Origin of the sequence: Pseudoalteromonas luteoviolacea S2607, assembly GCF_001625575.1 — a bacterium.
GTDB classification, from domain to species: domain Bacteria; phylum Pseudomonadota; class Gammaproteobacteria; order Enterobacterales; family Alteromonadaceae; genus Pseudoalteromonas; species Pseudoalteromonas luteoviolacea_E.
In genome coordinates, this window is the sequence record NZ_AUXV01000003.1 from 199,635 (window position 1) to 225,227 (window position 25,593).

Here is a 25,593-nt window from a genome sequence, read left to right on the forward strand (position 1 = left end):
TTTTTTCTTGCCCAAAATTTACCGACCATGTAGATTGAAATCATAAGGACAGATGTTAATTAACTTACGTTTTTAATTTACCACGGACAAAAGAGGCTTACGTGTATTCGACCATCACTCCTCCACCTGCGCTCGCCCCTTACATTATAAATTTTTGGTACACCTCAGGGCCGCTTTCGACTCAAGAACAAGCAATTCATAGTGATGGGTGCATTTCCATATTACTCGTGATATCCGGAGAATCCGTTATCAATGATGTCTCAATGCAAGTTGGCGGGTTTCTCATCGGCCCTCAAACAGCCTCTCACTTATGGCATTTTAAATCCAGTACACTGAGCATGGTTGGTGCACGCCTTACTCCACTGGGCGCCAAACACCTCACCAACATACCGCTCAAATATATAAAAAATCAATGTATAGAGTTGCAAGAAGTAATCAATTTTAGCGCTCTAAGAACAAAGGTAATCTCGCCTAAATTGGCCCCATTACAAAGAGTTTATGCATTATCCCGGTGGCTAGAAAACCACTTTAGTCAAGCACACTATCAGCTCCCTAGCGCTTTTTCTTCCGTATTAATACAAATAGATACCCAACCTAGGTCAATAAAGCTCGCACAGATGTATGACACACTTGGTTTAAACAGCAGGCGTGTAGAAAGAGCGTTTATAGAGGCAATCGGGATCAGTGCTAAAGAATATGCGACATTGGTAGAGGTTTTTAACTCTAGGAACGCCATCAAGCAAAACCCCAATAAACCACTCACGGACATTGCTTATGAACTGGAGTACGTAGATCAGTCTCATTTCATTCGCCAGTTTAAAAAAGTGATGCAAATTACACCCAAACAATACAGAGCGAGGCTAGCAAGGTGAGTAACCATATTGATCCGCCCTATTTGAACAACGATTCAGTATCAATTACAGACTTTGAGCCACACCCGGTAATTGACACCAAAAAAGCGTATAAGCGAGCTCTAAAATACTGGCAAAATGAATTACTCCATGTACAACAAGCTTATTACCATCAAGGTCAACGAGCGGTTATTGTTTTTGAGGGTTGGGATGCAGCCGGAAAAGGAGGTGCAATTCGTCGTATCACCGAGCAGTTAGACCCGAGGGGATATCAGGTATTTCCAATTAGTGCGCCAACCGCAGACGAGCAAGGTAAACACTACCTTTATCGGTTTTTTAATAAATTGCCTAAGGCTGGTACATTAACAATATTTGACCGTTCTTACTACGGCAGAGTACTGGTAGAAAGAGTCGAAGGGTTTGCCAGCGATTCTGCTTGGCAGCGTGCTTATCGAGAAATCAATGAATTTGAGCAACTTTTAACTGACGATAACATTAAAGTCATAAAACTGTTTTTACATATTAGTAGTGACGAGCAACTCAAGAGATTTTCAGAGCGTCTGAATAATCCCTATAAGCGCTGGAAACTAACTCAGGAAGACATTAGAAATAGAAACAAGCGCAATGAGTACGAAGTTGCAATCAATGAGATGCTAGTAAAAACGCATACAACTCGAGCTCCTTGGTCTGTTATTTTAGCCGACCATAAATGGTTCGCACGTGTAGAGGTTATGAAATATCTAACACTCACTTTACGAGAGGGTATGGTGATTGAACCACCCCCCATAGATCCCAAAGTTGTAGAGTTAGCAGAGCAGCAATTAGGGATAAAACAAAAGAGGATGTAAGCATGAGTCGTGAAAAGTTATTAAGTACTTATTTTAATCGCCATGATGGCTGTGAGCCGTCACTGTCTTTAGGAAAGCATGAGAAAATGGCTTCGAGCCCCTTCCACTTTTTCCGAGGGACTGCACCATTAATGTACAGAGATATCTTCGATGGACTTATTGCACTACCTGACACGGCGTACAATATACCTGTCACGACCATCATGGGCGACTGCCATACAAGTAATTTCGGATTTTTAAGTGAAGAAGGCTCTCATGGTGAAACACTTGTTTTTACACCCAATGACTTTGATGATGCATGTGTCGGCCATGCTACTTGGGACCTTTTTCGTTACTTGGTTAGTCTGACCCTAGCCCAGCACGCAGGTCAACAATTACAAGAAACGACGGATGATTTAACCATGCGCCAGAAGCCACTTGTCCGTGCTGAAGATGTGCTAGCCGCACAAAACAGCTTTGTTCAACAATACATACTGACTTGTGAGGCATCACTTCGTGGTGAAAACAACAGTCAAAGTGCCTTAACTAAATTCAAACAAGATCACATTCTGCACAAGCGCTGGCAAAAAGGCTTGCAACGTTTGGTAGGCGGTTCCGCCTTTAATCTTAAAAGTAGCTTAGCAAAGAGTGTTGATTTAACTACTTACCCATTACGCTTTAAATCAGACCCTTTGAAGTTTGAGCCCATTCACAATGATATAAAAGCAAATTTGATATCTCAATTCAGGCCCTACGTAGATGATGACATCATTGACTGTGTTGAGAGACTAGATGCTGGTACCGGCAGCAACAACCTAAAACGCTATTATTTATTGGTAGGCCCTCGGGCACAAGCGCCAATAGAGCTATATCACATTGTTGAAGTCAAACAGCAAACGCTTGCAGCTCCCCTTCACTACTTTACCGAAATGAGCCCTGTAAACAGATTAAACCAAGCCCATTTAACAGTTAACTGTCAACGAAAGATGCAGCGAAGACCTGATCTCATCATTGATGATGCGCTCTGGCAAGGGGTGCATTGGTTAGTCAGATCCCGTCATCATGCTCGCGTAGGTATTGACCCAGAACACATTGTACTGGGCAAGCGAGCGGCCCAGAAACAAGGCTTTAGTCAATACGCTCAGAGTTGCGCAGAAGTACTTAGCTATGCTCACATGCGTGGGGACAGACGCTCTATGTCATTTCAACAAGCTTGTATAGAGACTCTGCCACCGCTTTGCGAAACGCTCATTGATTTAGCGAATAACTATGCCCAACAGGTACAGTCTGATTGGGCACTATTCAAATCACTCAGAAAGTAACGTTTTGGGAATATCGACTGTGGTACCATCATCGGCTAATACAAGTGTACCACTGTAATTAGATTGGGCCTCGGCTTCTAGGTTATCTAAAAGACCTGGCCCATGATAACGCACACTGAAATGGGTCAAAACCAAAATAGGCACTGAAGTAGACTCCGCGAATTGGGCGATGCGCTTTGCGTCACTATGTCCCGTATGGTGCCCCACTTTTATCAGGTCACTGTGTGTAAATGTTGCCTCATGCACCAATAAATCCACATCCGCTATGTGCGGTTTTAACAAACTAGGCTTTTCGTTGTCTCCACAAACAATGACTTTTCGTGGTTGCCAGCTAGGGAAAGCGTACTTTTTAGAGCACAGTAACTTACCGGAATACTCTACATCGAACCCTTTTTGAAGCTGATTGAAATGTGCGCCAGTGGATATACCATCATCTGCGAGCAAACTGATGCGTAACTTATTGGGGATCAGTTTTTCTGTCACTTTAAAGCCAAAACTTGGAACTCTGTGCTTGAGCGCCAAGACTTCTACTGTACAAAAGTCAAACTCCAATTCGCGTTCTATGTGCTCGATTGCTATCGTTTTTAAGTCAAAAGGTAACGTAACATCAGTAAGTGAAAATGTAGCGTTCAAATACGCAAGCACTTTCTCAGGCGCAATGATAAACACAGGCTCCTTCCTTCCAGACATCGCCATCGACGCAATAAGCCCTGGTAAGCCGTAGCAATGATCCCCGTGAATATGACTGATACAAATAACACTTAGCTGATATAACGTGAGTTTAGAGCTCAATATTTGATGTTGGGTACCTTCACCACAATCTACCAAAAGCCACTGTTTACTCTTCTCAAACTTTACCGCCGTCGCGGACATATTGCGGTAAGTAGTTGGACTACCAGATGAAGTCCCTAAAAATTCTAATTGCATAAATAAACTAGACAACGTGTATGTTATAACTCACAGTGAGTTTAATTTAACTCTTAGGATAACTAAAGGATTACCAAATGAATGATTGCACTGTTCAATATCAAATTCTTGTCGTAGACATTCAAAAAAACTTTCAAAAGCACATCGATGAATACGAAAATGTGATTGAAATCACGCACAATTTACTCACGGCGGCTCAGCTCTTAGACATACCTACGATCATGTTTGAACAATATCCAAAAGGACTGGGGCATACCGATGAACGCCTTACTTCATTCCCCTCTAACATTATTGAAAAAACCACTTTTAGTGCCTTCAAAACAAATAAGTTGGCGGTAAAAGATGATTGTCACCCACCCAGTATCAAAGTAATCGTCGGATTAGAAACACATATATGCGTTTATCAAACAGCACAAGATTTGCTTAAACAAGGGCACACAGTTTACATATTGGCTGATGGCGTTTGCTCGAGAAACTCACAACATAAAAGCTGGGCGCTAGAGCAACTTCGCTATGATGGTGCAAAGGTCATATGTTTAGAGACATTTTTATTCGAAGCACTCGCCGATGCTAAACATCCTCAATTTAAACAAGTATCTAAATTGATCCAGTGAACTACCATTTAAGTATGAATCCATAGAACATTAGAAATGTGGCGTTGTCATGAAAAACGAATTAAGTACCAACTTAGTGTTGAAAGTATACGAGTACATAGTACAACACGGGCAAGAATATGATCTTGGTAAACAGCTCGACGGCGTAACCGCCTTTTCTGATCCTGATGGCTACACTATATATCTCAAAGGCAGTGGCGTGTTGCTTCGTTTTGGTTTTCACAATACTTACCATTTTGAATATGATAAGGAGTCGCAAAAGCAAGACTTTATGCGCAAGCTGCACCAAATAGCTGAGGCGGCCGATGCGTAATACAAAACGACGCCCAAAGCGCGATAACAAAGCGTCCGAAGATTACATTTCTCGGGTGCTTGCAGAACTGCAAAGCCACCCCAGTAAATTAGCTACCTTGCATGATAACTGCCAGTTTTACCAACAACAGCAGTTTCTAAAAAAAGGGTTCCAACGTGCCATTGAACACATGCAATGGGTGCTTGCGGTTGACAAAGATGTCAATCGCATTTGCACCCAAATAATGGCCGATGATTATATAGGTATAAGACTCAGGAAGTACCCTTTGTTATTTAAAGGTATTATCCAAAACCAAGATTGAGATAAATTGGGTAAAAACAATAATAAAGTTATTAATTCAATCGGTCAGGCACGCTTCAATATTGGCAAATGTAAAGACCTTAGGAATCAATAAACGCTCATTAGGGTATATTATCTATATTTAAAGTTTATCTTTAACAAGATAGCAAAGCACTAAACAATATTAACAACAGACAATACTTATTTTAAGTCTCGTGAAATCGACTTCCAACAGTTGGCTATCACAAACAAACGTACATTGGTAATACTGGCTAATGGTAACCTTTGCATAGCCATAAATTGCTTTGAGAAATAGTGGAAGTTTTTTCCTTAATTATCAGGTTTTTACAGCACATTTCAAAATATAAATAGCCTAACTTCAAACTAGCTATAGATGGGTGATAATGCAACCGCTCCATATCATACTCTTCATACCAAAATAGAGACCGTTACATAACAGCTGAAACTTTCAGCACTCAAGTCATATAAGCTCCTCATCTTTTTGCTACTTTGCTAATTCTTAAATAAAGAAATAACCTTTTGAACGACAAACCAACAATGCTTAATAGACTTGTAATGTAGCTGTTTAGGTTTAAGGCCACCATTATGAACATCGTTTTTTGGTCCGCATAAGACTATTTATAAATATAATATTTCATAGACTTGCCAATTACAGAAATAAGCCAGTTCAATTTTCACTCAAAAAGAGTTAGTTCATGAACATACAGCGCTATCATAGCACTCTTTATCAGCATAACTTGTAATTTTATCTCATTTTCACTTTTAGTTAACTTTAATAAATGACCACTGAATGAAAAAGTGATAAGGTATGCCGCATTTTTTGGAACCGAGAAAAATTGCTATGTCGAATGCAGTAGAGACTAAAGCTAAGCAAGATTCCCAATCTCCTGAGCAACAAGGTGGTTTGTTTAACCGCTTTTTAGCGACGGTTGAATTTTTAGGAAATATGCTTCCTCACCCTATTACTCTTTTTGCGATGTTCTGTATTGCAATCGTTATCTTTAGTGGTATTGCGGACTGGATGGGGCTCAGCGCAATTGACCCTCGCCCTGAAGGCGCTAAAGGTCGAGATGCAGATGGTGTTATTGAAGTTGTCAGCTTATTAAGCGCAGAAGGCCTTCAGAGAATTGTTACTGGCTTGGTAACTAATTTCACCGGATTTGCTCCGCTGGGTACCGTACTTGTCGCATTGTTAGGTGTTAGTGTTGCTGAGCATTCAGGTATGTTGTCTGCGGCAATGCGTGGCATGGTGATGGGTGCTTCGAAACGTCTTGTTACCTTCATGGTTGTATTTGCTGCTATCCTTTCGAACACAGCATCTGAGCTAGGTTATGTTGTATTAATCCCGCTTGCTGCAATGATTTTCCATAGCCTAGGCAGGCACCCTCTTGCAGGTTTAGCTGCTGCGTTTGCAGGTGTTTCTGGTGGTTATAGTGCGAACCTACTACTCGGAACTATTGACCCCCTTCTAGCTGGTATTACTACACCTGCCGCACAAATGATTGACCCAACTTATCAGGTTGGCCCAGAGGCAAACTGGTACTTCATGATGATTTCAGTATTCTTGATTGCAATTGTGGGTACATTGGTCACTGAAAAAATTGTTGAGCCAAGACTTGGAAAATACGACCCAAGTGAAGCCAGTATCGACCTTTCTGAAAATAGCATTGAACACCTAACAGAAAAAGAAAAGTCAGGTTTGAAATGGGCCGGCGTTTCATTGCTTGTTGTTTCTGCTTTACTTGCTTTAACTATCGTGCCAGAAGACGGTATTTTGCGTCATCCAGAAACAGGTGCCGTGGCTGGTTCTCCTTTCTTAAAAGGCATCGTTGTGTTTATCTTCGTAACTTTCGCCATTCCAGGCTTTGTCTATGGCCGCGTTGTAGGCACCATGAAAAATGACCGTGATGTTATTGATGCCATGAGTAAAAGCATGAGCTCTATGGGTATGTACATTGTATTGGTATTCTTTGCAGCCCAATTCGTAGCATTCTTCAAATGGACAAATCTGGGGACTATTTTAGCAATTAATGGCGCAGCGCTGTTACAAGCATTAAACCTAACAGGGCCTGAAGTATTTGTTCTATTTATTCTGATGTGTGCGCTAGTAAATTTAAGCCTTGGCTCATCGTCGGCACAATGGGCTGTGACAGCGCCAATCTTTGTTCCTATGTTAATGCTTGTGGGCTATGCACCTGAGACGATACAAGCTGCTTATCGAATTGGTGACTCTGTTACAAACTTAATCACACCAATGATGAGTTATTTTGGCTTGATATTGGCAGTCGCCACCAAGTATAAGAAAGATATGGGTATTGGTACTCTAGTTGCAACAATGCTACCGTACAGTATGTTCTTCTTTGTTGGTTGGGTCGCACTCTTCTACATTTGGGTGTTTGGCTTTGGTCTGCCTGTTGGACCTAACTCTCCAATCTACTATACGCCTTAATAGCTATTAAGGGCATTATATGTGAAATCAAATAATGCCCTTAAAATTTCCTTTCCGAATCAAAGCATACATTTTATACATAATTATATTCATTAATTAGTACCACCAGCCAAAGCCTGCTGACAAAAAATACCCAGTTAAGGTAAAATTATTAATGCTTAAGAAAGCAATGGTTAATCTTGTAAACGGCTTTTGTTGGATATAAATTTTTGAATAAAAATAGATGGTTTTATTTGTTATTATTCAAATGCTGTCCTAAAGTCCTTAAGGAATAATCATAAAAGGAGCTTTCCAGCCAATAAAAATTTGATGATAAGGCCAGCTATGTACACTTTGTTTTATTACCCACGCAATGCCAGTCTCGCCCCACATTTTGTTTTAGAAGCACTTGACGTCCCCTATCAACTGGAACTTGTAGATAGAAAGAAACATGCTCACAAATCTGCCCAGTATTTAAGGCTCAACCCCACAGGAAGGATCCCGACTTTAGTAGACGATGATTTTGTACTATTTGAAAGTGGTGCAATCTGTTTATACCTCGCTGAAAAGCATCCTGAATCTCAACTAATACCTGCAGAACCAAGAGCAAAAGGCGAGTTTTACCAGTGGCTTATGTATTTCACCACCACAGTTCAAGCAGAGTTGATGATTTATTTCTACCCAGAGCGCCATACGCAAAGTGCGTTAATGTACGATGACATAATTAAAACGCAGCAAAGCCGCCTAGGTAGTATGTTTGAAATTATCAACCGTCATCTTGCTGGCAAAAGCTATGTTGTGAGCGATCAATTCACTATTTGTGATTGTTACTTATTTATGCTTTGCATTTGGGCTGACGAATTAAATAAACCACCACTCCAATTTGAGCACTTAGCGAGTTATTTGAAGTCGATGGCTAAACATCCGGTAATTAAGAATGTATGTGAAACAGAACTTACCGATCTTAGCCCTTATAAATAAGGGGTTTTAAAGGCGGTATGTTTACCGCTTTTTAATTTCTAGCACAAATATTGGTAAATAGAATAACTATGCTCAATTTGACATAATCATGCTTTTATATTGATAGGTACCCTTAATGAGGAGCCTTTTCCAAGGAAATATCAAAATTTTACACTTATTCTATACCTTAGGCATATCTTATTCTTCATATTAGGTTTATACCAAGCTAATATGGCCCTCAATCTATATTCCATTACAAGTTAAATGCACACCATTCAAACTCGATATAACCTGCTTGTTGATCAAGGTATGTTAACCTTTGACGAAGCTCAAAGTTACGCAGTCTCTACTTTAGATCAGTTGTTACTTCAAGTGGAGCGTAACAAAGTGAAGAAAGGCGTATATCTCTATGGTCCAGTGGGCCGTGGAAAGTCCTTTTTAATGGACTTATTCTTCGAAGAAATAAAGTCTAAGCAAAAGCGAAGATTACACTTTCATCATTTTATGGCACAAGTACATCAACAATTGAAAGAAATCCAAGGAGCCACCAACCCATTACAAAAAATAGCCAAGGTATGGGCAAAAGATACCAAGGTGATTTGCTTTGATGAATTTTTTGTCAAGGACATCGGAGATGCAATGATATTGGCAGGTTTAATAGAAGCATTTATTAGATCTGGTATTGTTTTTGTTGCTACCTCTAACTCCCATCCAAATGATCTATATAAAAATGGGTTACAAAGAATTCGATTTGAGCCAACTATCGACTTACTCAAGACGCACTGTAAAATAGTTGGAATATCAGGAGACACTGATCATCGATTTAGAAATGGATTCGACAGCCGCTTTTATTTCAACAATAACCAAGCGACGTTTAATAGGTTATTCTCCGAGCTTTCAGGCACACCAGTTCATGCTGACATTGAACTTGTCGGCCGTTTGGTGCCAATAATGGGTACCTCCCCTTCCACGCTTATGTTTGAGTTTATGTCTTTGTGCTCTTCGCCTAGGGCAACAGCCGATTACATTGAATTAGCGAATAGATACGATGTAATTTTTATTCAGTCCGTGGTTCAGATGGGCTCATCCACCGCCAAAAATCAAGTGGCTCAGGGGGTTGAAGATGGTTACATACGTGAAAAGTCAGCATTAAAAGCTCGTAGCTTAGATGATGAGGCAAGACGCTTTATTGCTCTGGTAGACGAGTTTTATGATCGTAATAAACTTGTCGTTATTTCAGCTAACTGCTCATTAGATTCATTGTATGTAGGAGAACAATTATCGTTCGAGTTTGAGCGAACAAAAAGTCGCTTGGTGGAAATGCAATCTTGGCGATTGAATTCAAAAACGGGGAAAGTCAACAACTAGATAGTGGTTTGAAGCGCAAACCACTATCATTTATGCTTTTTTCAAGAACGCTTTATTTATCCAATTTCAGTTTTACGCCTTTCAAGCGGCTTCTCACTGAACTCACCTTGCTACGATTTTTCGCTCTTGCCTCGCCGCTTGCCTGATTGCTAGGTCGGTTTGTGCGCGCTTTTCTTCTTTGGTGGCTAGGCTTTTTACTGAGATTTTCAATGAGGTTATCTCGACTCGCAACTTCATATCCAGGCAAATAATAACGTTTTATTTTTTGTCCAATCAAAGTTTCGATGTGCAACAAGAATTGTTCTTCTTCTCTACTCACGAATGAAATAGCTTGGCCAGAGTTACCTGCACGACCTGTTCGCCCAATTCTGTGCACATAGTCTTCTGCAAGGTATGGTAAGTCGAAATTAACCACACGTGGCAAGCCTTCGATATCGATGCCGCGAGCAGCAACTTCAGTCGCCACAAGCACACGGACATTACCTTCTTTAAACTCTCGCAAAGCTCGACGTCTCGCGCCTTGCTTCTTATCTCCGTGACATACAGTTGCTGCTATTCCATCGAGTTCGAGCTCTTTGACAATATCATCTGCATCATCTTTCATATTTACAAAGACAAGCACCTGCTGCCAGTTTTTCTTACCAATTAGTTCAGAAAGCAACTCTTTTTTGCGTTGCTGTTCTACAGGGTAAACGACATGGCGCACTGTCTCCGCAGTTGTATTTTCTGGTGCAGTCTGAACAAGCTTTGGTTCGTTTAGAACTTGCTTAGCGAACTGTTTTACCTCAGAAGGGAAAGTTGCAGAAAACAGTAGAAGTTGTTTATCTTCACGGGCAAGACCTATCACTTTACGCATCTCATCGATAAAGCCCATATCTAACATGCGATCCGCTTCATCTAGAACTAAATGTTCAATATGTGACAAATCCACACTGCCAAGTCTTACTAAGTCAAGTAGTCTACCCGGTGTTGCAACGACAATATCTGCGCCTTGAGCTAGACGCTGCGTTTGCCCTTCTACACTAACGCCGCCAAAAACGGCAACGGTGCGTAGTGTTGTATTTTTTGCGAAAGACTCACAGTTTTTTGCAATTTGCTCGGCTAATTCTCGCGTAGGTGCAAGCACGAGTGCGCGGGGAGATGACAGTGAAGTACCTTTTAACAGGTTATGAATCACAGGTAGTGCAAAAGCTGCTGTTTTACCTGTGCCTGTTTGCGCAGTCGCTAGTACATCGTGCCCTTTTCTAATCACAGGAATGGCCGCCTGTTGAATAGGAGTAAGCTCTTTGAAGCCAATATCATCTAAGGCTTCTAACATAGGCTCTGGGAAACTAAACGATTTAAAATTCATAATGAAAAACCTGCGACCAATAATGAGGGTCGCAGATTATACGTCATTAATTCACTTTAACAAAGCTTAAGTAGCGTATCATCTACTAAATTTGCTTTTCCACCAACGATATATTGTTCATCAAGAGCATTGATTAGAACTTGTCCTTGCAATTGCTGCTCTTTATTCAAAGGCACATATGGCAGTCTAAAGACTGGGCTTACAGCTCCAGTCATGATCAATGCAGTATTAATCGCAATTGGGTTTGGCTCACAAAACAGCCAATTGATCAAAGGGTTTAATTCTTTGTTCAGGGCATCATTATGTTCATCCATGAGTTGTCTGAACAACTTAGGGACTAAGTTTGAAGTTACAGAAATTACCCCATGTGACTGGAATTTGTGTCGCCCATCATGGGCTTCATCGTCATTTCCAGACCAGCATGCAATACCTTGAGATTCGTAATGTGCAATTCTTTCATTACCAGCGCACTCTTTAACACCAATAAAATGCTTGTTCTTTGATATTGGTTCGATAATATCAGGGGTTAAGTCTTGCCCTGTTCGACCTGGTACGTTGTAGATAAATGCAGGCCCGATTTCCAAAACACGTTTGAAATGCTCCATCACTCCCTCGGTAGAGGTTCTACCATAATAAGGGTTAATTTGAAGTGCCGCATCCATACCTGAAGCAAAACCATATTCTGTTGCCTTAATTGCTTCACGCGTATTATTACTGCCCGTGTTTCCTACAATAATTAGCCGTTCAGAAAACTTACTAACACTGTGCGCTATCAGCATTAGATGCTCTTCCCAGTTCATTAACTGACCTTCGCCAGTTGTACCACCTACAATAATACCATCAACACCGGCTTCAATCTGCGCTTCGACCAATGCATCATAAGCTATTAGGTCGATCTCTCCGCTCATCTTATATGGTGTTTTTATAGCTGTAATTAAGCTAGCTTTTTTTATGGTTTGTATACTTCGCATGCAAATTCTAACTGATTGTGAATATACGATATGTTGTAACACAATTGGCTCTGTATGCCGAGAGTAAAAATAAAGAATTACGAATTTTCTTGCGTAAACGTGGGAATTGATACAAAATCAAACAACTGTATATAAAACCAGTATTAACAATGCGACTTTCTGAGTACCTTAAAACAAACTTTTATGACACCCAAGAGTTATGCAGCTTATTGAAAATCGATTCATCACAACTGCAGTTATGGCAAGACAGCAGCCTTTTTCCAAATGCCAGCTATAGCATAGAGAATCAAATCAAATGCAGCTCTTACTTGGGATTATACGAGTGTATTGAGATTACAGAGTATTATCCCCGAGGCCTTACCGAATGGGCACAAACATTAATCAAAAATTCTGTGACGCAATCCAGCCATGCTTTTGAGTTATTCCAACAAAAGTATATTATGACTTTACAAGCGTGTGCTCAAAAAGGCATTGCTTCCCAAGATGATAGATTTTCAGAAGATATCGTGGAGCATATTCAACAAGTTTGGCAGCAATTTTTGTGTAGTAAGTATGGCGTTATAAGTTTAAATGGGCTTATCGAGGAGGTTGTGTTTATTGATCTTGGGCGAGCCATTGTGGACGCTATCACAGAAGATAGAACGAAACATACCATTGATATTGAATTGAGAGGTCAGCTTCATGATGCAATTAAATTGCTCAATCGCGCTCTCAGCCACCACGCTAGCCATGAAAGAAGCTCATCACTGCGCGAAAAGTATATAGAGAGTTTAATGCAAAAATATGACTTATCAATAGGTTAGACAATCACAGAATTTTCAATAAATAACCTTCGATTAAGTTAACTTATTAAATTACGAGTTAGTTAGAAAAGCCACTTTATGACAAGTGGCTATCTAATTAGCTTTAATACAACGACACTGGCTTTGGGTGTGGTTTATCTAATTAGTGTCTTCATAGTGAGCTCGATATATTTCAAAGCTTTTCAGTACTCTGAGTTGATCTTCACATAAATTGTCATACCAATTATCAAATTTTTGATCATCGTCCTGTTCACTCAAAACTTGATATTGCGCAAGTAATTCTACAATGTCACTGTGATCGCAAGTTAGTCCATCTAGTTGTTGAGCTAAAGATGAATGATCCTTATTTTGCAATTCCGCAATGACACCATTGTCTAATTGTTGTGATTCTTCAGTCACGGCGTTATCCTCTTTCTCGATCTAGTTCCTAGTTATAACAGTCTGATGTCGAAGATCCAGCAACAATTTGCTAATTAGTACAAACAGTAGGCAAAACCCCGCAAAAAAATAATTATTGGAATTAATTGAAAACTATTCTCAAATAGAATATTATTGTGACGTTATCACATTTCATAAGGTTTTAATTTAATATGAAAGCAAATATCCACCCGGATTATCAAGCTGTTGCATTTCATGATACTGCAGTAGACAAGTACTTTATCGTTGGTTCAACTATCAAATCAGACAGAACAGTTGAAATTGATGGTAAAGAGTATCCATACGTTCCAATCGATGTTTCAAGTGCTTCTCACCCGTTCTATACAGGTAAGCAGAAAATTGTTGCTAGCGATGGTCGTGTTGCTAAGTTCAACCGCCGCTTTAAAAATATCGGTTCTACATCTAAGTAATCGATATAGCACTAAATTGGCGTTGTTAACTTAATTATTAGCAATGCCAAGACGCTATCTGGCACGTAAAATTTAAATCAATAGTAAAGGAGCATAAGTTGAAAGTTTTAAGTTCATTAAAAAGCGCGAAAAGCAGACCTGGATGCCAAGTTGTAAAACGCCGTGGAAAAGTTTACGTAATCTGTAAAACTAACCCTCGTTTTAAAGCTGTTCAAGGTAATAAAAAGAAAAAGCGTTAATTTTTCAACGCCTTATCAAACCGAGCACTTTATTCTCAAAGTGCTTGTCTGTATTTCTACTCATATAACTCACACCTCTTTCAATATTCACTTTTCCTACTTACAAAGAAAATGCCGAAAAATAAAGCGGCTTTCGCCGCTCTATTTATTCATTTTAAGCTCAACGCTTACGTCTTCTTAATAGCGCTAATGGTAAACTTAATAGCGTTAAGAATCCTATTGAACCTGAATCTCCGTCATTGTCATCATCGTCATTGCCTCTGACGTCAATTAAGTTAACTGTAACTTCTGTATATTCCGACGTGTTTCCATCAGTATCTTGGGCTCTCACACCAAATTTGATTACATTTTGGAATTCAAAATCTAAGTTACCGCGAACAACAATGTCTCCATTTGGCTCAATGTTGAAAGGCGCATTACCTATTACAAAAAACTCTTTTACTGGAGTCGTATCTGGGTCTGGGTCAAAATATTCCAGTTGACCTACAATGGTACCCAAGGCTGCATTTTCTCTGATTTCAAATACTTGACCCGCAGGTATAACTGGATCTTGATTGTCAGCACCTTGGTCATTTGGATCGTCAATAACTGTTACTTTGACTTTCGTGTAATCTGAAGTGTTACCTTTGCTTCCAATCGCTTTTACAGCGAATTCAAAGTATTCATGGGTCTCAAAGTCAATCTCGCCAGATACTGTTACTCCGCCACTGGTGTTAACTTCAAAAGGAACATTACCCAAAACTTCGAATGATTCAACAGGAGAGTCATCAGAATCAATGAACTCCAGCATACCAATAACGGTGCCTATTTGTGTGTTCTCAACGACTTCAAATACTTGCCCTTCGTCGATTACTGGATCAATTATCTCGTCATCCGCAGGGTCATTTGTTACGGATACTTTTACTTCTGTGTAATCAGAGCTGTTTCCTAAAGTATCTATAGCACGTACAAAGAAACTGTAATCACTTTCCATTTCGTAATCCAGCTCTACTGTCGCAAAGATTTCACCCGTTGCGTCAATCATAAATGGTACTTCGTCTAGAATCATGAACCCTTCAACTGGTGATATCTCAGGATCGGGATCACTAAACTCAAGCATACCTACAGAAGCTCCTTCTTGGTTATTTTCCTGCACTTCAAAAGACTGCCCTTCCTCAATCATAGGTGCGCGTTTAGGCGGCTCATCAATATCTAATCTAAACGACTGTGTTGCTTCTAATTCGCCATCACTCACCATTAATGTCATTTGTTGAGTAAATTCAGTAAACGGTCTTCCAGAGAGCACTCCATCTATAAACGACATGCCGGGAACTGAAGGCTCTAGTGTAATCATAAGCTGATCATTGTCTACGTCTTCGATATGCTCCTTAAAGTCGATTTCAACTAGCTCGTCAATATATAGAGTTAAATTGTCCAATTGCTGAATGACTGGTGCATCGTTGACAGCTTTGACCTTAATATCGATAGTATGCTGGTTTGCTTCACCATCGTTGTTTGGCGTGTCCGTTGGTACACTTGTTGTACCTCTGAAAGTGAATGCGTCGTCACCATTGAAATTGTCATTTGGTTTATATTTTACATTCGCAAAGTCAGCCTGTGCGACTTGCGACCCAACTTCTAATGCTTGATCTCCTGAAAGTAACATCCCGTTTTCTGAAGTTTGAACTATTTCAATTGAGTCATAGGCCTGCCCAAATTCATTGACCAGAACATCACTTAACATTAACTCTGTGTCTTCTTCAATCTCTAAAGAGCGGTTTGCTTCATTCTTAATTGCTACTTTATATGCACTGCGTCCATGAGTGAAAGCAAATAGCTCAGAATCCTTAATAGCAAGCTTCGCAATATTAGTATTGGCAAGACCTGAACCATCTGCCATCCAGTTCATGCCACCATCTACGGATACAAATACACCTAAATCAGTACCAACAAACAATCTTTGCGTGTTCATTGGGTCTACAGCAATTGTCATAGCCGGCACATTGGGTAGTCCATTGTCCATAGCTTGCCAATTTTGACCTCCATCAGTTGTCTTCCAAACATGGGTTACATCAAAATTAGACAAGGTAGCATATATAATTTGATTATCTTGCGGATCAAACGCGATAGAGCTCACGGTCGCACCAGCCACAGGTGTCGCCTCTACCCATTGGGTTTGAGTATCCGCTTGGTCGGCACTGTATGATACGTAAATTGAACCGCCATTCGTACCAGCTGCAACCGCACTTTCTGTATTTGGTGCTATTCCTATTGAATACACCGACCCGTTTAAAGCGCTGGAAGCAGCAGACCAACTCTCTGCTTGGTTGCTAGTGCGCCATAGTTGGTTACCACCAATCCATAACACTTGAGGATTCGAAGGTGCCATTTCAAACCGAGTAATAAACGGAAATCCATTGTCTCCTGAAATGCCAGTCGTAGCGGCACTGAAGCTTTGGCCACCATTAGTCGATTTTTGAATCGACAACCCAGTATTCTCTGCAAACATGATATCTGGGTTTGTTGGATCTATGGCTGTCCAACCACCATCACCACCCAGTATTTCAGTCCAACTATTAAACCCGCCATCTTGACCAGATAATGTGCCGTTATCTTGGGTTCCTCCAAAATAGCTTTCTCCATTGGGCTTAACAGTACCATGGTAAAATTGGGTTACAGCATATCCATTGTTTAATGTTGACCAACTGACTCTCTGGGCTGGATCAGCCGCTGTATTACCACACACTTCATCAAGGGTCAGACGACCTGACAGGGCATTATCGGTTCTTTGAATCCCCCCGTCATTACCGACAAACATTGTCGTATTCGTTGTACCATTGTAATCAGGATGAAATACGATTTCATGATGGTCTGCATGCGCGTATTGTGGGTTTGTTGGATCAAACCACCAAACACTAGCAGGAACGAATGATTGGCCACCATCATCAGAGCGGAATACATCAATCCCCCCAGTCCAAACCACGTCAGGATTCATTGGATCTACAGCGATGATGTTGTCGTACCAACCCTGATTAAAGAACTGGGCTGTACCACCAAAGCACTGATCAAACAAACCAAACACCGTATTACTTAATAGTAACTTGGTAAATGAATCGCCCGTATCTTGCGTAACCGTCGTAGCCCAAGTCGCTCCCATATCTGTAGATTTATAGACAGCATCCATCGCATGTGTGTTTCTATTTGCAGACAAAGCATAAATTATATTGTTGTCAGATGGCGCCACAGCAATGGTTGTTCGCCCTTGATTCGCACCATTAATAACCTGAACCCAATTCGCGCCTGCATCTATACTACGGTGCACACCACCTGTGTTAAATGAACCGCAAGCAGTTAACAAAACATCGACGCTGGACTCACTTAAAACCGTTAAGTCTGTACACCCGACTGAAGCGCCATTAGGAACAAACGCTGTACTCCAATTAACACCGCCATCCACTGATTTGTGAACACCAGTTCTTGTCGCTGCATACATGGTACTCGCATCGTTTTTGCTAAACGCTATCTTATTGATGTATTGAAAGTCACCATTACTTGCAGTGCTCGCAACCTGCTCCCATGTCGCGCCCGCATCAGAAGACTTGAATATCCCATCGCCTCTTAATGCATCAAAGTTGAAAAAGCCTTCCCCGGTACCTGCATAGATAATATCGGCATTGTTGGGGTCAAAAGTGAGTGTTGTAACCGCTAAGTTGGTTGCAAGATCACTCAACGGCTGCCAAGATGCGCCAGCATCCGTTGTTTTCCATACCCCCCCAGCAACACCTGCGGTGTACATGATGTCGTGGTTGGTTGGGTGAATAATCAATGTCCTTGTTCTGCCACCAATATTACCAGGGCCAAGCTCTTGCCAATCTCCAAGCTGTTGGTTTTGCCCATCAGGTGCATTTAGCTGAGGCTGATAATCAAATAGAATTGAGTTTCCGGCAATTGAATAATGTGGCATGTTTTTTATTTGAGCCAGCGCAGCTGAATACTTTTCCGTCGGCAGTGCTGATGCCCCTAGTGGTAACCGCTGTTGAACGTAAAATTCGTGGGCCTCTTTTGGTTTATCATACCGCTTTGGTGCCTGAGATTTACTGGCAGCTTTTTTCTCAAGGAAGTCTGCTTTCTTTTCGTAAGGGGTTATTTGAGTATTCTTTTCAAAGGCTAAATATGCAGCTCCGCCGAGCGCTATTGCCACTGCAAGACTTACGGGGTGGAGAAGTGTCATTGGTTTTATCCCTTTTTGTCGTAACAAATTGCCGTCCTATCGGGTCAGCTAAACATTACTACTGGTGTTGAACCACAGATTACAAAACACACCTATTTGCATAGCGTCAAAATTGTTTGAATCTTCACACGAACACATTTAACATCTTTTAGAACGATAGGTATCCGAGCAAAGTGTAGTAACAAATACCAATTAATCCACGGAAAAAACAATGTTTATGGAGATATATGATTGAATTACTGGGGTTAGCTGTTGCGTTAAACCATATTGAAGTCGTTGAGGTATATGCAGGAAAAAACCTACTACAGGAAGAGATATTTACTGATATCACCATAGAAACATTATCTCCAAACACATTGAGTTCATCCAACACAAATATTGCTGAACAATTAGAACGATTTCCCGGCCTTAACAAAGTAGGCCAAGGCGGTTTGTTTCAAAGCTATAGTATTCGTGGTCTAGGAGGATGGCGAATTAACACTCACATTGACGGGATCCCTATTATTACAGACAGAAGAGCTGGTAACTCGGCCTCCTTTTTACCGCCTTCTCTTGTACAAATGTATGAAGTAAAAAAAGGAGCCAGCTCCATGGCGCATGGTTCTGGCGCCATTGGTGGAGTGATGAATCTCACGACCAAAAAGCCTGAACATTTCACGTTTAGCGTAGCGCATCAAGCCCCCAATCAGAGCAGCAGCTTTGCTATTGGCAGCGGTAGCATTTCAAACTCTTTTTTAGTGAGTTATCGTCAAGCTGACAATCAAGAGTCTGCTTCAGGTGTGCCATTAAATACCGGCTACAAACAGTTTGCAGCATCTCTTTATCAACAAGGCAGTTTTTCAGAAGGGCTAGAGTACAACTTAAGCTGGTTACCGACTATGGGTAAAGATATTGGCAAAAGCAGTGCAAAGTTCCCTTCTTCGCAAATAGCAATATACCCAAAAGACAATCATAGTTTACTGCAAGCAACGATCAATTCAGACCGCTGGATTCTAAAAGTCTTTCATCACTATCAAAATTGGGATAGCCAAGTTGAACGACTAGGCAGCAGAGAAAACCTGACTAGTTATCAGTCTCACACTTTTGGAAGCAACGTATACTCCAGCATCCACACACAATTCGCTTCGTGGCGCTATGGACTCGATTGGTTAGCTCGCGATGGTATTAAAATCTCTGATCGAGAAACGGTCATTTCATCCCCACCCAAAAATCAAATATTGATAGACGGCAGAACCTTGAATGTAGCCCCTTTTATTGCCACTGCCATTGAGCTCGATAATGTAAAGGTCAACTTGGGTGCGCGTTACGACTATTTCGAAGCAACAAATGAAACTAGGGGTCGCTCAGATGATCACCTTTCCTACCAAAGCTCGATCGAGCAGAAGTTCAAAAGTCACCTCTTAAAAGTATCCTATGGGAGCGCATTTAGATTCCCCGCTATGACAGAGCTTTATTTTAACGGCATTACGCCTCGCGGAGATACGTTTGGCAACCCATTTCTTAAACCAGAAATAAGTAAAACAGTAGAGCTCAACTATGTTTACTCTCACCCCTCTTTTTCAGGACGACTAAATGTTTATAAAAGTACTTTAGATAATTTTATTGAACGTACCAAATTGGAGAGTGGTGACAGGACATACATTAACTTGAACCGAGTAAATTTAGAAGGTTATGAGTTTTCACTGGAAACCAAACCTACACCTCAGCAAAGCATAAAATGGAGTATCGCCCAACAGCATGCGAAACAACTTAATGGTAATTATGTGCAGGGAGTTGCCCCGCAAAAGATGAGTATGGCTTATCAATTTAATTGGCAGGACATTGAGTTATCAACTGAAGTTATCCACCGATTTAAAAAGCATCGTATTGGGTCTTCAGAGCAAATATTGCCCAGCTCAACACTGGTTAATGCATATGCAAAATGGCAACTTACTGACACGCTGAGTGGTACCCTCAGAATATCAAACGCGCTAAATAGTGAGTTTAGAACTACCGCAGACGAAGACGCCCCTTTTGTAACACAGCGTCAATTATCTTTGCAGTTAGACTGGCGCATTTAACTGCCAAACAGTAGATCCCAAATACTGGGGGGCTCGTGCAGTTTGTGATACTCAACTCGCAAGTCATCAATTTCTTTTAGTTTTGCTTTGGCTGACACGAGATCTTTGGAGTTAACTAAATTTTGAGCTTGCTTCGCAAGTACTATCGTTTGTTCAAGCCCTTTTATAGACTCTTTTGCCTTACTTTCTTGAAACCTTTGAGTTTTGGCAAGTTCGACAAGCTCAATAAATGCATTGATATGCAGGGACATTTCACTTGAGGCTTGAGCTTTAACCGCGAGTTTATATTCATGACCCATCTTTTTCATGATCTGATTTAAATCTTGCACTTCACTACTCTGTGCTATACCAGACAACAAAATTGTCAGAATAATTATAAACTTCATAATCCCCCCTTCTTAGATTGCGCTAGTATATATAAATATGCAAACTGCACAAGAGCTTCCAGCGTGTAAAGGGCGTTTACATTTTGAAAATTTATAACTTTTTATATTTGCTTGTATTCAGTATGTTTCTATTGCTCCAAGGTGTAACGAGCAGTAGCGCTCATGCTTCACAGCCATTAAAAGTAACATTCATCAACCCAGGCTTTGACAGCGATAATCCAACTGGCAATTTCTGGTTAAATGTTTCAAACATTATGAATGCTGTCGCAGAAGACACAAATATCGAACTAACAACATTATTCGCGGAACGCAATCATATTTTAATGAAAGAGCTGACTAAGCAGGCTCTGGATTCCGATGCAGAGTACCTAATACTCGTCGATGAAAAACGTGTTGTTACCGAGGTGCTTTTGTCGGCGGAAAAGTTCCACCCAAATATTCTTTTTTTATTAAACAGTCCGAATAAACTTGCGCAGGAAAGGCTTGCCGCCAAAGGCTTCGGTATAAAAGCGTCGATCTTACCCGATAACTTCCAAGCAGGCAGTATGTTAGCGCATCAGTTAGCACTCAAAGGAAACCGGAAAGAAATACAAGGTCGTCCTCTGTCCATGCTTGCATTTTTAGGTGATATAGCGACTAATGCAGCAACAGAAAGAGAACAAGGCCTCCTTAGCTATACCAACAGAGTGTCACACATCAGTTTAGTTGAGAAGGTAGATGCTCAGTGGTCCAAACAGCGAGCATTGGAGTTATCACGAGGGCTCCTGCGCCGTTATAGAAACCTAGATTTAATCTGGTGTGCAAACGATGCCATTGCATTTGGCGTTAGTCAGGCAGCTGTCGAGCTAGGGATCAGGGATAAGTTACAAATTGGCGGTATCAATTGGGACGACGCACATGACTCTAAATTGGATGTATCTATTGGTGGACATGTATTATTGGGAGGCTACTTACTCATCGAGCTCAAAAAACTCCAACTCGGGTTGGTGAAATATATTGGTACTCAAAAGATAGCAATTTTTAGGCCATACAAGAAAGAATTTGCTCCTATCTACAAAGCTATTCATGAAGATAGACTGCGTCAAATAGACTTTTCTCAATTCATCAATGATAAAAAAGATTACAATATTATGACCATCAACAGCGAATTAAATTTCTAATCTTTTAATGACTCTTTTGTTAAATTTCAATTCAACGCTCAACAAATAACCAAATATTTAATCTAAATTACACTTATGTTATAAATACATTAATCAAAGCATTAAATTGAATGTTTTTCACGCAGTTGACAGTGGCTCGAATACCTGTTTTAGTTAAATTGGTTAACAACATGTAACTAGGACAAACAAAAATGAAACACAACTTTCTAACAAGCACTAAATGTACTTTACTTGCCCTTGGCGTTGCGTCTGCGCTTGGTACTGCCACAGCACACGCGTCTAATACCGAGCGTATGATTGTTACTCTGAAAAGCGAAGCAATGGCAAATACGTTGCCTGTTGCAATGTCAAACGCAGAAATTTCTGAGTTTAAATCGCAGTCACTATCGCTGTTTGCAAATGACTTAAATACTACAGCAATCAAAACATTACCAAATATTAATGCAGTGGTAATGGAAGTTACACCTGAACAGCTAGCTGAGCTTGAGAAAAACGGTGATGTTGAAACGGTTGAAGTGGATCCAAAGCGTTACGTTCCTGAAGTAATTGAAGCCGGGGTTTCTCCACTTGCAGAGTCTACTCCTTATGGTATCAACATGGTACAAGCTAAGCTTGTAAGCGACGCAGCTGCTGCTAATCGCAAAGTATGTATCATGGATACAGGTTATCACCGTGCACACGAAGATCTAGTAAGCGCTGGCGTAACTGGTGATGATGGCTACGGCTCAAACGACACAGGTCTTTGGTACAATGATGGTAACGGTCATGGTACACACGTTGCTGGCACAATCGCTGCGCTAGGTGGAAATGGGACTGGTGTAGTCGGTGTTAACCCATCAGGTAACCTTGGCCTTCATATTGTTAAAGTTTTCAATGACTCTGGTCGCTGGGCTTATGGTTCTGATTTAATCGAAGCAATTAATCAATGTGAAGCTGCTGGTTCTCACATCACTAGTATGAGTTTAGGTGGCAGTGGCAGCTCAACTGCTGAGCGTAATGCATTCGACCAAAGTTATCAACGTGGTATGCTACACATCGCAGCTGCTGGTAACGGCGGAAATAGTGCTCTAAGCTACCCTGCGTCTTATAACAATGTTGTTTCTGTTGCAGCGGTAGACAGCTCAGAAAACAAAGCATCATTCTCACAATACAATAGTCAAGTTGAGATTGCAGGTCCAGGTGTAGGTGTAAACTCTACATGGAACAACGGTGGCTACAGAAGTATCAGTGGTACATCAATGGCAACGCCACACGTATCAGGCGTAGCAGCACTCGTTTGGAGTAACTTCCCACAATGTTCGAACGCAGATATCCGTGCAGCGCTTAATGCAACAGCTAAAGACAAAGGCGCAGCAGGCCGTGATACCTCATACGGTTACGGTATTGTTCAAGCAAAAGCTGCTTATGACTACCTAGCACAAGGCTGTGGCGGTGGTGACCCTGTTCCTGTTGCAAACTTCAGCTTCACGACTGATGGTCTTAAAGCGACATTCACAAACTCTTCAACAGTTGGATCTTACAACTGGACATTTGGCGATGGAAACTCAAGCACTCAGGGTTCTCCAAGTCACACATATGCGCAAGCGGGTACTTACGATGTAACACTCAAAGTAACAAACTCTGCTGGTGATTTTGACAGCATCGTGAAACAAGTAACTGTAGACGACGTAGTTACACCTCCGGGTTGTAGTGGCCTATCAGCTTGGAGTGCATCAACATTCTACCGTATTGGCGACAAAGTATCTTACAACGGATATGAGTATCACTCTATTTGGTGGTCAAGAGGTGCACGCCCTGATGTATTCTCAAATGTATGGAGAAAAGTAGCTAAGTGTAACTAATTAAACAGAAAAGATTACACTTGTTACTAATATAACCCCAATACAGGACCACTGTGTTGGGGTTAATTTTTCTTTAAACAAATATACCCCTATTAAGCCCGCACCAATGATGCCAATAGCACGCTTTAATGCTTCCAAAATACCTGGTTGGATTTCTAACAATGCCACAAATTGAAGCGTAACAGCAAACGAGAAACAAGCTGCAGCACTCATCCATAGACCCGAATATTGAAGCAGTTTAGACAGCTCGACTTTTGGTCTAAATAGCAGTCCATTAAAAACGAGCACAACAAGAGTGATATAAGCAATATGAAACTCTATGGAGCTGTGCCTCAATGCCTGTTTATCAAACACAATACAACACCCCCAACACATTGCAGTTAGCAATATAAAGCCGCTGCCGGGCTCAATAAAAGTAAGCTTACCCCCTTGCAGAATAAATGAAGCGCTCACCAAAACTGCAATGGCTGAAACCTCAATTAAACTTAAAGACTCGCCTAGCCATATCCATGCAAAAACGCCTGAAATTACAGGGGTTAAAGAGAGCATTGGTAGCATCACTGCTACTTTCCCCACCGCTAAAGCTCGGATAAAACTGACACTACCAATACCTGCCAACAGGCCACTGATTGTCGCTGGATAAAAGTATTGAACAGCTGGGACGGACTTATCTGCATAAAACCAATAGACTAGGTAACATGGCAATACTAAGACACTAAAAACGACCGACATTAATGGCGCCGAGAAAAAGGCAGCCAAACGCTTGCGCGTGTAGTCAAACCCTACCCAAAATAGAGCACTTACAAGAGCAAACTCCATGAATAGTTAACGCCTCTTAATTAGTGTGTGGTTACACTGTGCCTTCATATAATCATTGATTTTAGGGTGCTCAGGCTTCCACCCAGCCAAAAAGCGATGAAAATCTGCCCATATTATTGGCCATAAAGGTCTCCACTCACTTTCCACTTGTTTTCCGTCTAGTTCGCCACGGATTTTTATCAGTTGTGCTGTTAGCGCTCTAAAATAAACGTCTAACATCAATTCGGCTCGCGATTCTAAACCCTGATTGTCCAGTACAGTAGTCAGCAACAACATCACATCTGACAATCCAACCCCTACTCCCACATGCTGAAAGTCATACCCAATCACCCCTTTACTATCAAAAGCAAAGTTTGCAAGCTTAGCATCACCATGGATCATCGTTTTGAAATTTGTCGACGATAAAACATCATCGATAATGTGTGCATTCTGCTTGAGCAACCCATCCGACATTTTTCTATATTCATCTGGTCGGGTTTTGAGGTGCCAATAATTACCAGCTCCAAACTGTTTAAATTTCGAGTGCTCCTGCCCATCTTCCAACCATGTTGCATGAAAGTGTGCTAGCCACTCAATGACTTTAAGTATATCTTCTGTACAAGCAGAATTTTTATTTCTGAACCCTGTCGCTTCGTAATCTTCCAGCAATGTCACAAATAACCCGCGTTCAGCATATAGCTCAAACATTTTTGGTACATTACAGACGCCTATCAAAGCATCTGCACAATACTGGTAAAACATTTGCTCCTTTTCGTAGCTTCTAACTTTTCGATTGAGGGAAAAACGCGTTTGCTCAATACTGCTATGCTGCAAGTCCTTTGGAACTTGAGTCAACTTTGCTACATAATATTGGCCGCCTACTGAAAACTTTTCTAACGTGCCACATCCATTCCAAAGTTCTAAGCTCTGGTTACGACTTCGATTACTAAGAAATTGTTCATAAAGAGTGGACTGCATCTGCTTTTTATCATTGATAACTTTTTGTGCAGTCTATA

At 40.9% G+C, this 25,593-nt stretch carries 23 protein-coding genes; 15 read left to right on the forward strand and 8 right to left on the reverse strand.

The features are described from left to right. Positions 1-101: 101 nt before the first annotated feature. The 3 genes from N480_RS03115 to N480_RS03125 are packed head-to-tail and all read left to right on the forward strand — an operon-like array spanning position 102 to position 3,000. A complete protein-coding gene (locus N480_RS03115) occupies positions 102-872 on the forward strand; it encodes a helix-turn-helix domain-containing protein (RefSeq protein ID WP_063371065.1) in 771 nt (256 codons plus the stop codon). After that, the gene (locus N480_RS03120; protein WP_063371066.1) at positions 869-1,699 is read left to right on the forward strand and encodes a polyphosphate kinase 2 family protein; all 831 of its coding nucleotides are present in this window, start codon (positions 869-871) and stop codon (positions 1,697-1,699) included. Before N480_RS03115 ends, N480_RS03120 begins: the two co-directional genes overlap by 4 nt. Positions 1,700-1,701: 2 nt before the next feature. After that, positions 1,702-3,000 carry a DUF2252 family protein gene (locus tag N480_RS03125; RefSeq protein ID WP_063371067.1) on the forward strand — a complete coding sequence of 433 codons (1,299 nt, stop codon included), beginning with the start codon at positions 1,702-1,704 and terminating at the stop codon, positions 2,998-3,000. Here N480_RS03125 and N480_RS03130 read toward each other — a convergent pair. Then, positions 2,986-3,927 carry a ribonuclease Z gene (locus N480_RS03130; protein WP_196761439.1) on the reverse strand — a complete coding sequence of 314 codons (942 nt, stop codon included), beginning with the start codon at positions 3,925-3,927 and terminating at the stop codon, positions 2,986-2,988. The genes N480_RS03125 and N480_RS03130 overlap by 15 nt on opposite strands. A 77-nt stretch (positions 3,928-4,004) precedes the next feature. Between N480_RS03130 and N480_RS03135 the strand changes: the two genes are divergently transcribed. From N480_RS03135 to zapE, 6 genes are all read left to right on the forward strand, one after another. Beyond that, positions 4,005-4,541 carry an isochorismatase family protein gene (locus N480_RS03135; RefSeq protein WP_063371069.1) on the forward strand — a complete coding sequence of 179 codons (537 nt, stop codon included), beginning with the start codon at positions 4,005-4,007 and terminating at the stop codon, positions 4,539-4,541. Positions 4,542-4,590: 49 nt separating this feature from the next. Continuing rightward, entirely contained in the window at positions 4,591-4,854 is a 264-nt protein-coding gene (locus tag N480_RS03140) for a DUF3081 domain-containing protein (protein ID WP_063371070.1), read from the forward strand. Next, entirely contained in the window at positions 4,847-5,155 is a 309-nt protein-coding gene (locus tag N480_RS03145) for a hypothetical protein (RefSeq protein ID WP_063371071.1), read from the forward strand. Before N480_RS03140 ends, N480_RS03145 begins: the two co-directional genes overlap by 8 nt. Positions 5,156-5,995: 840 nt before the next feature. After that, positions 5,996-7,603 (forward strand): AbgT family transporter, encoded by a 1,608-nt coding sequence (locus tag N480_RS03150; protein WP_063371229.1) that lies wholly within the window; start codon positions 5,996-5,998, stop codon positions 7,601-7,603. A gap of 324 nt (positions 7,604-7,927) precedes the next feature. After that, on the forward strand, positions 7,928-8,563 hold the full coding sequence (locus N480_RS03155) for a glutathione S-transferase family protein (RefSeq protein WP_063371230.1): 636 nt from the start codon (positions 7,928-7,930) through the stop codon (positions 8,561-8,563). Between the two features lie 243 nt (positions 8,564-8,806). Continuing rightward, the gene (gene zapE / locus N480_RS03160; RefSeq protein ID WP_063371072.1) at positions 8,807-9,910 is read left to right on the forward strand and encodes a cell division protein ZapE; all 1,104 of its coding nucleotides are present in this window, start codon (positions 8,807-8,809) and stop codon (positions 9,908-9,910) included. A 52-nt stretch (positions 9,911-9,962) separates the two neighbouring features. On the opposite strand, the gene N480_RS03165 is transcribed toward zapE, so the two are convergent. Both N480_RS03165 and dapA read right to left on the reverse strand, forming a co-directional pair. Continuing rightward, positions 9,963-11,261 (reverse strand): DEAD/DEAH box helicase, encoded by a 1,299-nt coding sequence (locus N480_RS03165; RefSeq protein ID WP_063371073.1) that lies wholly within the window; start codon positions 11,259-11,261, stop codon positions 9,963-9,965. Between the two features lie 56 nt (positions 11,262-11,317). Continuing rightward, positions 11,318-12,232: a 4-hydroxy-tetrahydrodipicolinate synthase gene (gene dapA / locus N480_RS03170; protein WP_063371074.1), complete on the reverse strand. Its 915-nt coding sequence runs from the start codon at positions 12,230-12,232 to the stop codon at positions 11,318-11,320. A 149-nt stretch (positions 12,233-12,381) separates the two neighbouring features. Between dapA and N480_RS03175 the strand changes: the two genes are divergently transcribed. Next, the gene (locus N480_RS03175; RefSeq protein ID WP_063371075.1) at positions 12,382-13,035 is read left to right on the forward strand and encodes a DUF6058 family natural product biosynthesis protein; all 654 of its coding nucleotides are present in this window, start codon (positions 12,382-12,384) and stop codon (positions 13,033-13,035) included. A gap of 138 nt (positions 13,036-13,173) precedes the next feature. Here the strand turns inward: N480_RS03175 and N480_RS03180 are convergent, their stop codons facing one another. Next, positions 13,174-13,434, reverse strand: coding sequence for a hypothetical protein (locus N480_RS03180; protein WP_063371076.1), 261 nt, complete (start codon positions 13,432-13,434; stop codon positions 13,174-13,176). Between the two features lie 191 nt (positions 13,435-13,625). On the opposite strand from N480_RS03180, the gene N480_RS03185 reads away from it, so the two are divergent. Together N480_RS03185 and ykgO are read left to right on the forward strand one after the other, a co-directional pair. Next, positions 13,626-13,883: a type B 50S ribosomal protein L31 gene (locus tag N480_RS03185; protein WP_063371077.1), complete on the forward strand. Its 258-nt coding sequence runs from the start codon at positions 13,626-13,628 to the stop codon at positions 13,881-13,883. A gap of 98 nt (positions 13,884-13,981) precedes the next feature. After that, positions 13,982-14,122, forward strand: a complete 141-nt coding sequence (ykgO, locus tag N480_RS24910; protein ID WP_063365231.1) for a type B 50S ribosomal protein L36 — start codon at positions 13,982-13,984, stop codon at positions 14,120-14,122. A gap of 160 nt (positions 14,123-14,282) precedes the next feature. On the opposite strand, the gene N480_RS03190 is transcribed toward ykgO, so the two are convergent. Then, positions 14,283-18,332, reverse strand: a complete 4,050-nt coding sequence (locus N480_RS03190; RefSeq protein ID WP_063371078.1) for a rhombosortase-dependent cadherin domain-containing protein — start codon at positions 18,330-18,332, stop codon at positions 14,283-14,285. 227 nt (positions 18,333-18,559) lie between these two features. Between N480_RS03190 and N480_RS03195 the strand changes: the two genes are divergently transcribed. Further along, the gene (locus N480_RS03195) at positions 18,560-20,392 is read left to right on the forward strand and encodes a TonB-dependent receptor (protein ID WP_063371079.1); all 1,833 of its coding nucleotides are present in this window, start codon (positions 18,560-18,562) and stop codon (positions 20,390-20,392) included. Here the strand turns inward: N480_RS03195 and N480_RS03200 are convergent. Then, positions 20,389-20,778 carry a cytochrome b562 gene (locus N480_RS03200; RefSeq protein ID WP_063371080.1) on the reverse strand — a complete coding sequence of 130 codons (390 nt, stop codon included), beginning with the start codon at positions 20,776-20,778 and terminating at the stop codon, positions 20,389-20,391. The genes N480_RS03195 and N480_RS03200 overlap by 4 nt on opposite strands. Before the next feature lie 122 nt (positions 20,779-20,900). Here N480_RS03200 and N480_RS03205 point away from each other — a divergent pair, with 122 nt between their 5' ends. Together N480_RS03205 and N480_RS03210 are read left to right on the forward strand one after the other, a co-directional pair. Then, the gene (locus N480_RS03205) at positions 20,901-21,938 is read left to right on the forward strand and encodes an ABC transporter substrate-binding protein (protein ID WP_063371231.1); all 1,038 of its coding nucleotides are present in this window, start codon (positions 20,901-20,903) and stop codon (positions 21,936-21,938) included. 191 nt (positions 21,939-22,129) lie between these two features. After that, positions 22,130-23,779, forward strand: a complete 1,650-nt coding sequence (locus N480_RS03210; RefSeq protein WP_063371081.1) for a S8 family serine peptidase — start codon at positions 22,130-22,132, stop codon at positions 23,777-23,779. On the opposite strand, the gene N480_RS03215 is transcribed toward N480_RS03210, so the two are convergent. Next, positions 23,780-24,598, reverse strand: coding sequence for an EamA family transporter (locus N480_RS03215; protein WP_063371082.1), 819 nt, complete (start codon positions 24,596-24,598; stop codon positions 23,780-23,782). Between the two features lie 6 nt (positions 24,599-24,604). Continuing rightward, a complete protein-coding gene (locus N480_RS03220) occupies positions 24,605-25,555 on the reverse strand; it encodes a phosphotransferase (RefSeq protein ID WP_063371083.1) in 951 nt (316 codons plus the stop codon). Positions 25,556-25,593: the final 38 nt, after the last annotated feature.

Bases quoted from the DNA above. Each gene is read 5' to 3' on its own strand.
- zapE (WP_063371072.1), top strand. From the start codon at position 8,807: ATGCACACCATTCAAACTCGATATAACCTGCTTGTTGATCAAGGTATG.
- N480_RS03140 (WP_063371070.1), top strand. From the start codon at position 4,591: ATGAAAAACGAATTAAGTACCAACTTAGTGTTGAAAGTATACGAGTAC.
- N480_RS03220 (WP_063371083.1), bottom strand. From the start codon at position 25,555: ATGCAGTCCACTCTTTATGAACAATTTCTTAGTAATCGAAGTCGTAAC.
- N480_RS03215 (WP_063371082.1), bottom strand. From the start codon at position 24,598: ATGGAGTTTGCTCTTGTAAGTGCTCTATTTTGGGTAGGGTTTGACTAC.
- N480_RS03175 (WP_063371075.1), top strand. From the start codon at position 12,382: ATGCGACTTTCTGAGTACCTTAAAACAAACTTTTATGACACCCAAGAG.
- N480_RS03195 (WP_063371079.1), top strand. From the start codon at position 18,560: ATGATTGAATTACTGGGGTTAGCTGTTGCGTTAAACCATATTGAAGTC.
- N480_RS03135 (WP_063371069.1), top strand. From the start codon at position 4,005: ATGAATGATTGCACTGTTCAATATCAAATTCTTGTCGTAGACATTCAA.
- N480_RS03150 (WP_063371229.1), top strand. From the start codon at position 5,996: ATGTCGAATGCAGTAGAGACTAAAGCTAAGCAAGATTCCCAATCTCCT.
- N480_RS03125 (WP_063371067.1), top strand. From the start codon at position 1,702: ATGAGTCGTGAAAAGTTATTAAGTACTTATTTTAATCGCCATGATGGC.
- dapA (WP_063371074.1), bottom strand. From the start codon at position 12,232: ATGCGAAGTATACAAACCATAAAAAAAGCTAGCTTAATTACAGCTATA.
- N480_RS03145 (WP_063371071.1), top strand. From the start codon at position 4,847: ATGCGTAATACAAAACGACGCCCAAAGCGCGATAACAAAGCGTCCGAA.
- N480_RS03155 (WP_063371230.1), top strand. From the start codon at position 7,928: ATGTACACTTTGTTTTATTACCCACGCAATGCCAGTCTCGCCCCACAT.
- N480_RS03130 (WP_196761439.1), bottom strand. From the start codon at position 3,927: ATGCAATTAGAATTTTTAGGGACTTCATCTGGTAGTCCAACTACTTAC.
- N480_RS03210 (WP_063371081.1), top strand. From the start codon at position 22,130: ATGAAACACAACTTTCTAACAAGCACTAAATGTACTTTACTTGCCCTT.
- N480_RS03190 (WP_063371078.1), bottom strand. From the start codon at position 18,332: ATGACACTTCTCCACCCCGTAAGTCTTGCAGTGGCAATAGCGCTCGGC.
- N480_RS03185 (WP_063371077.1), top strand. From the start codon at position 13,626: ATGAAAGCAAATATCCACCCGGATTATCAAGCTGTTGCATTTCATGAT.
- N480_RS03205 (WP_063371231.1), top strand. From the start codon at position 20,901: ATGTTTCTATTGCTCCAAGGTGTAACGAGCAGTAGCGCTCATGCTTCA.
- N480_RS03200 (WP_063371080.1), bottom strand. From the start codon at position 20,778: ATGAAGTTTATAATTATTCTGACAATTTTGTTGTCTGGTATAGCACAG.
- N480_RS03165 (WP_063371073.1), bottom strand. From the start codon at position 11,261: ATGAATTTTAAATCGTTTAGTTTCCCAGAGCCTATGTTAGAAGCCTTA.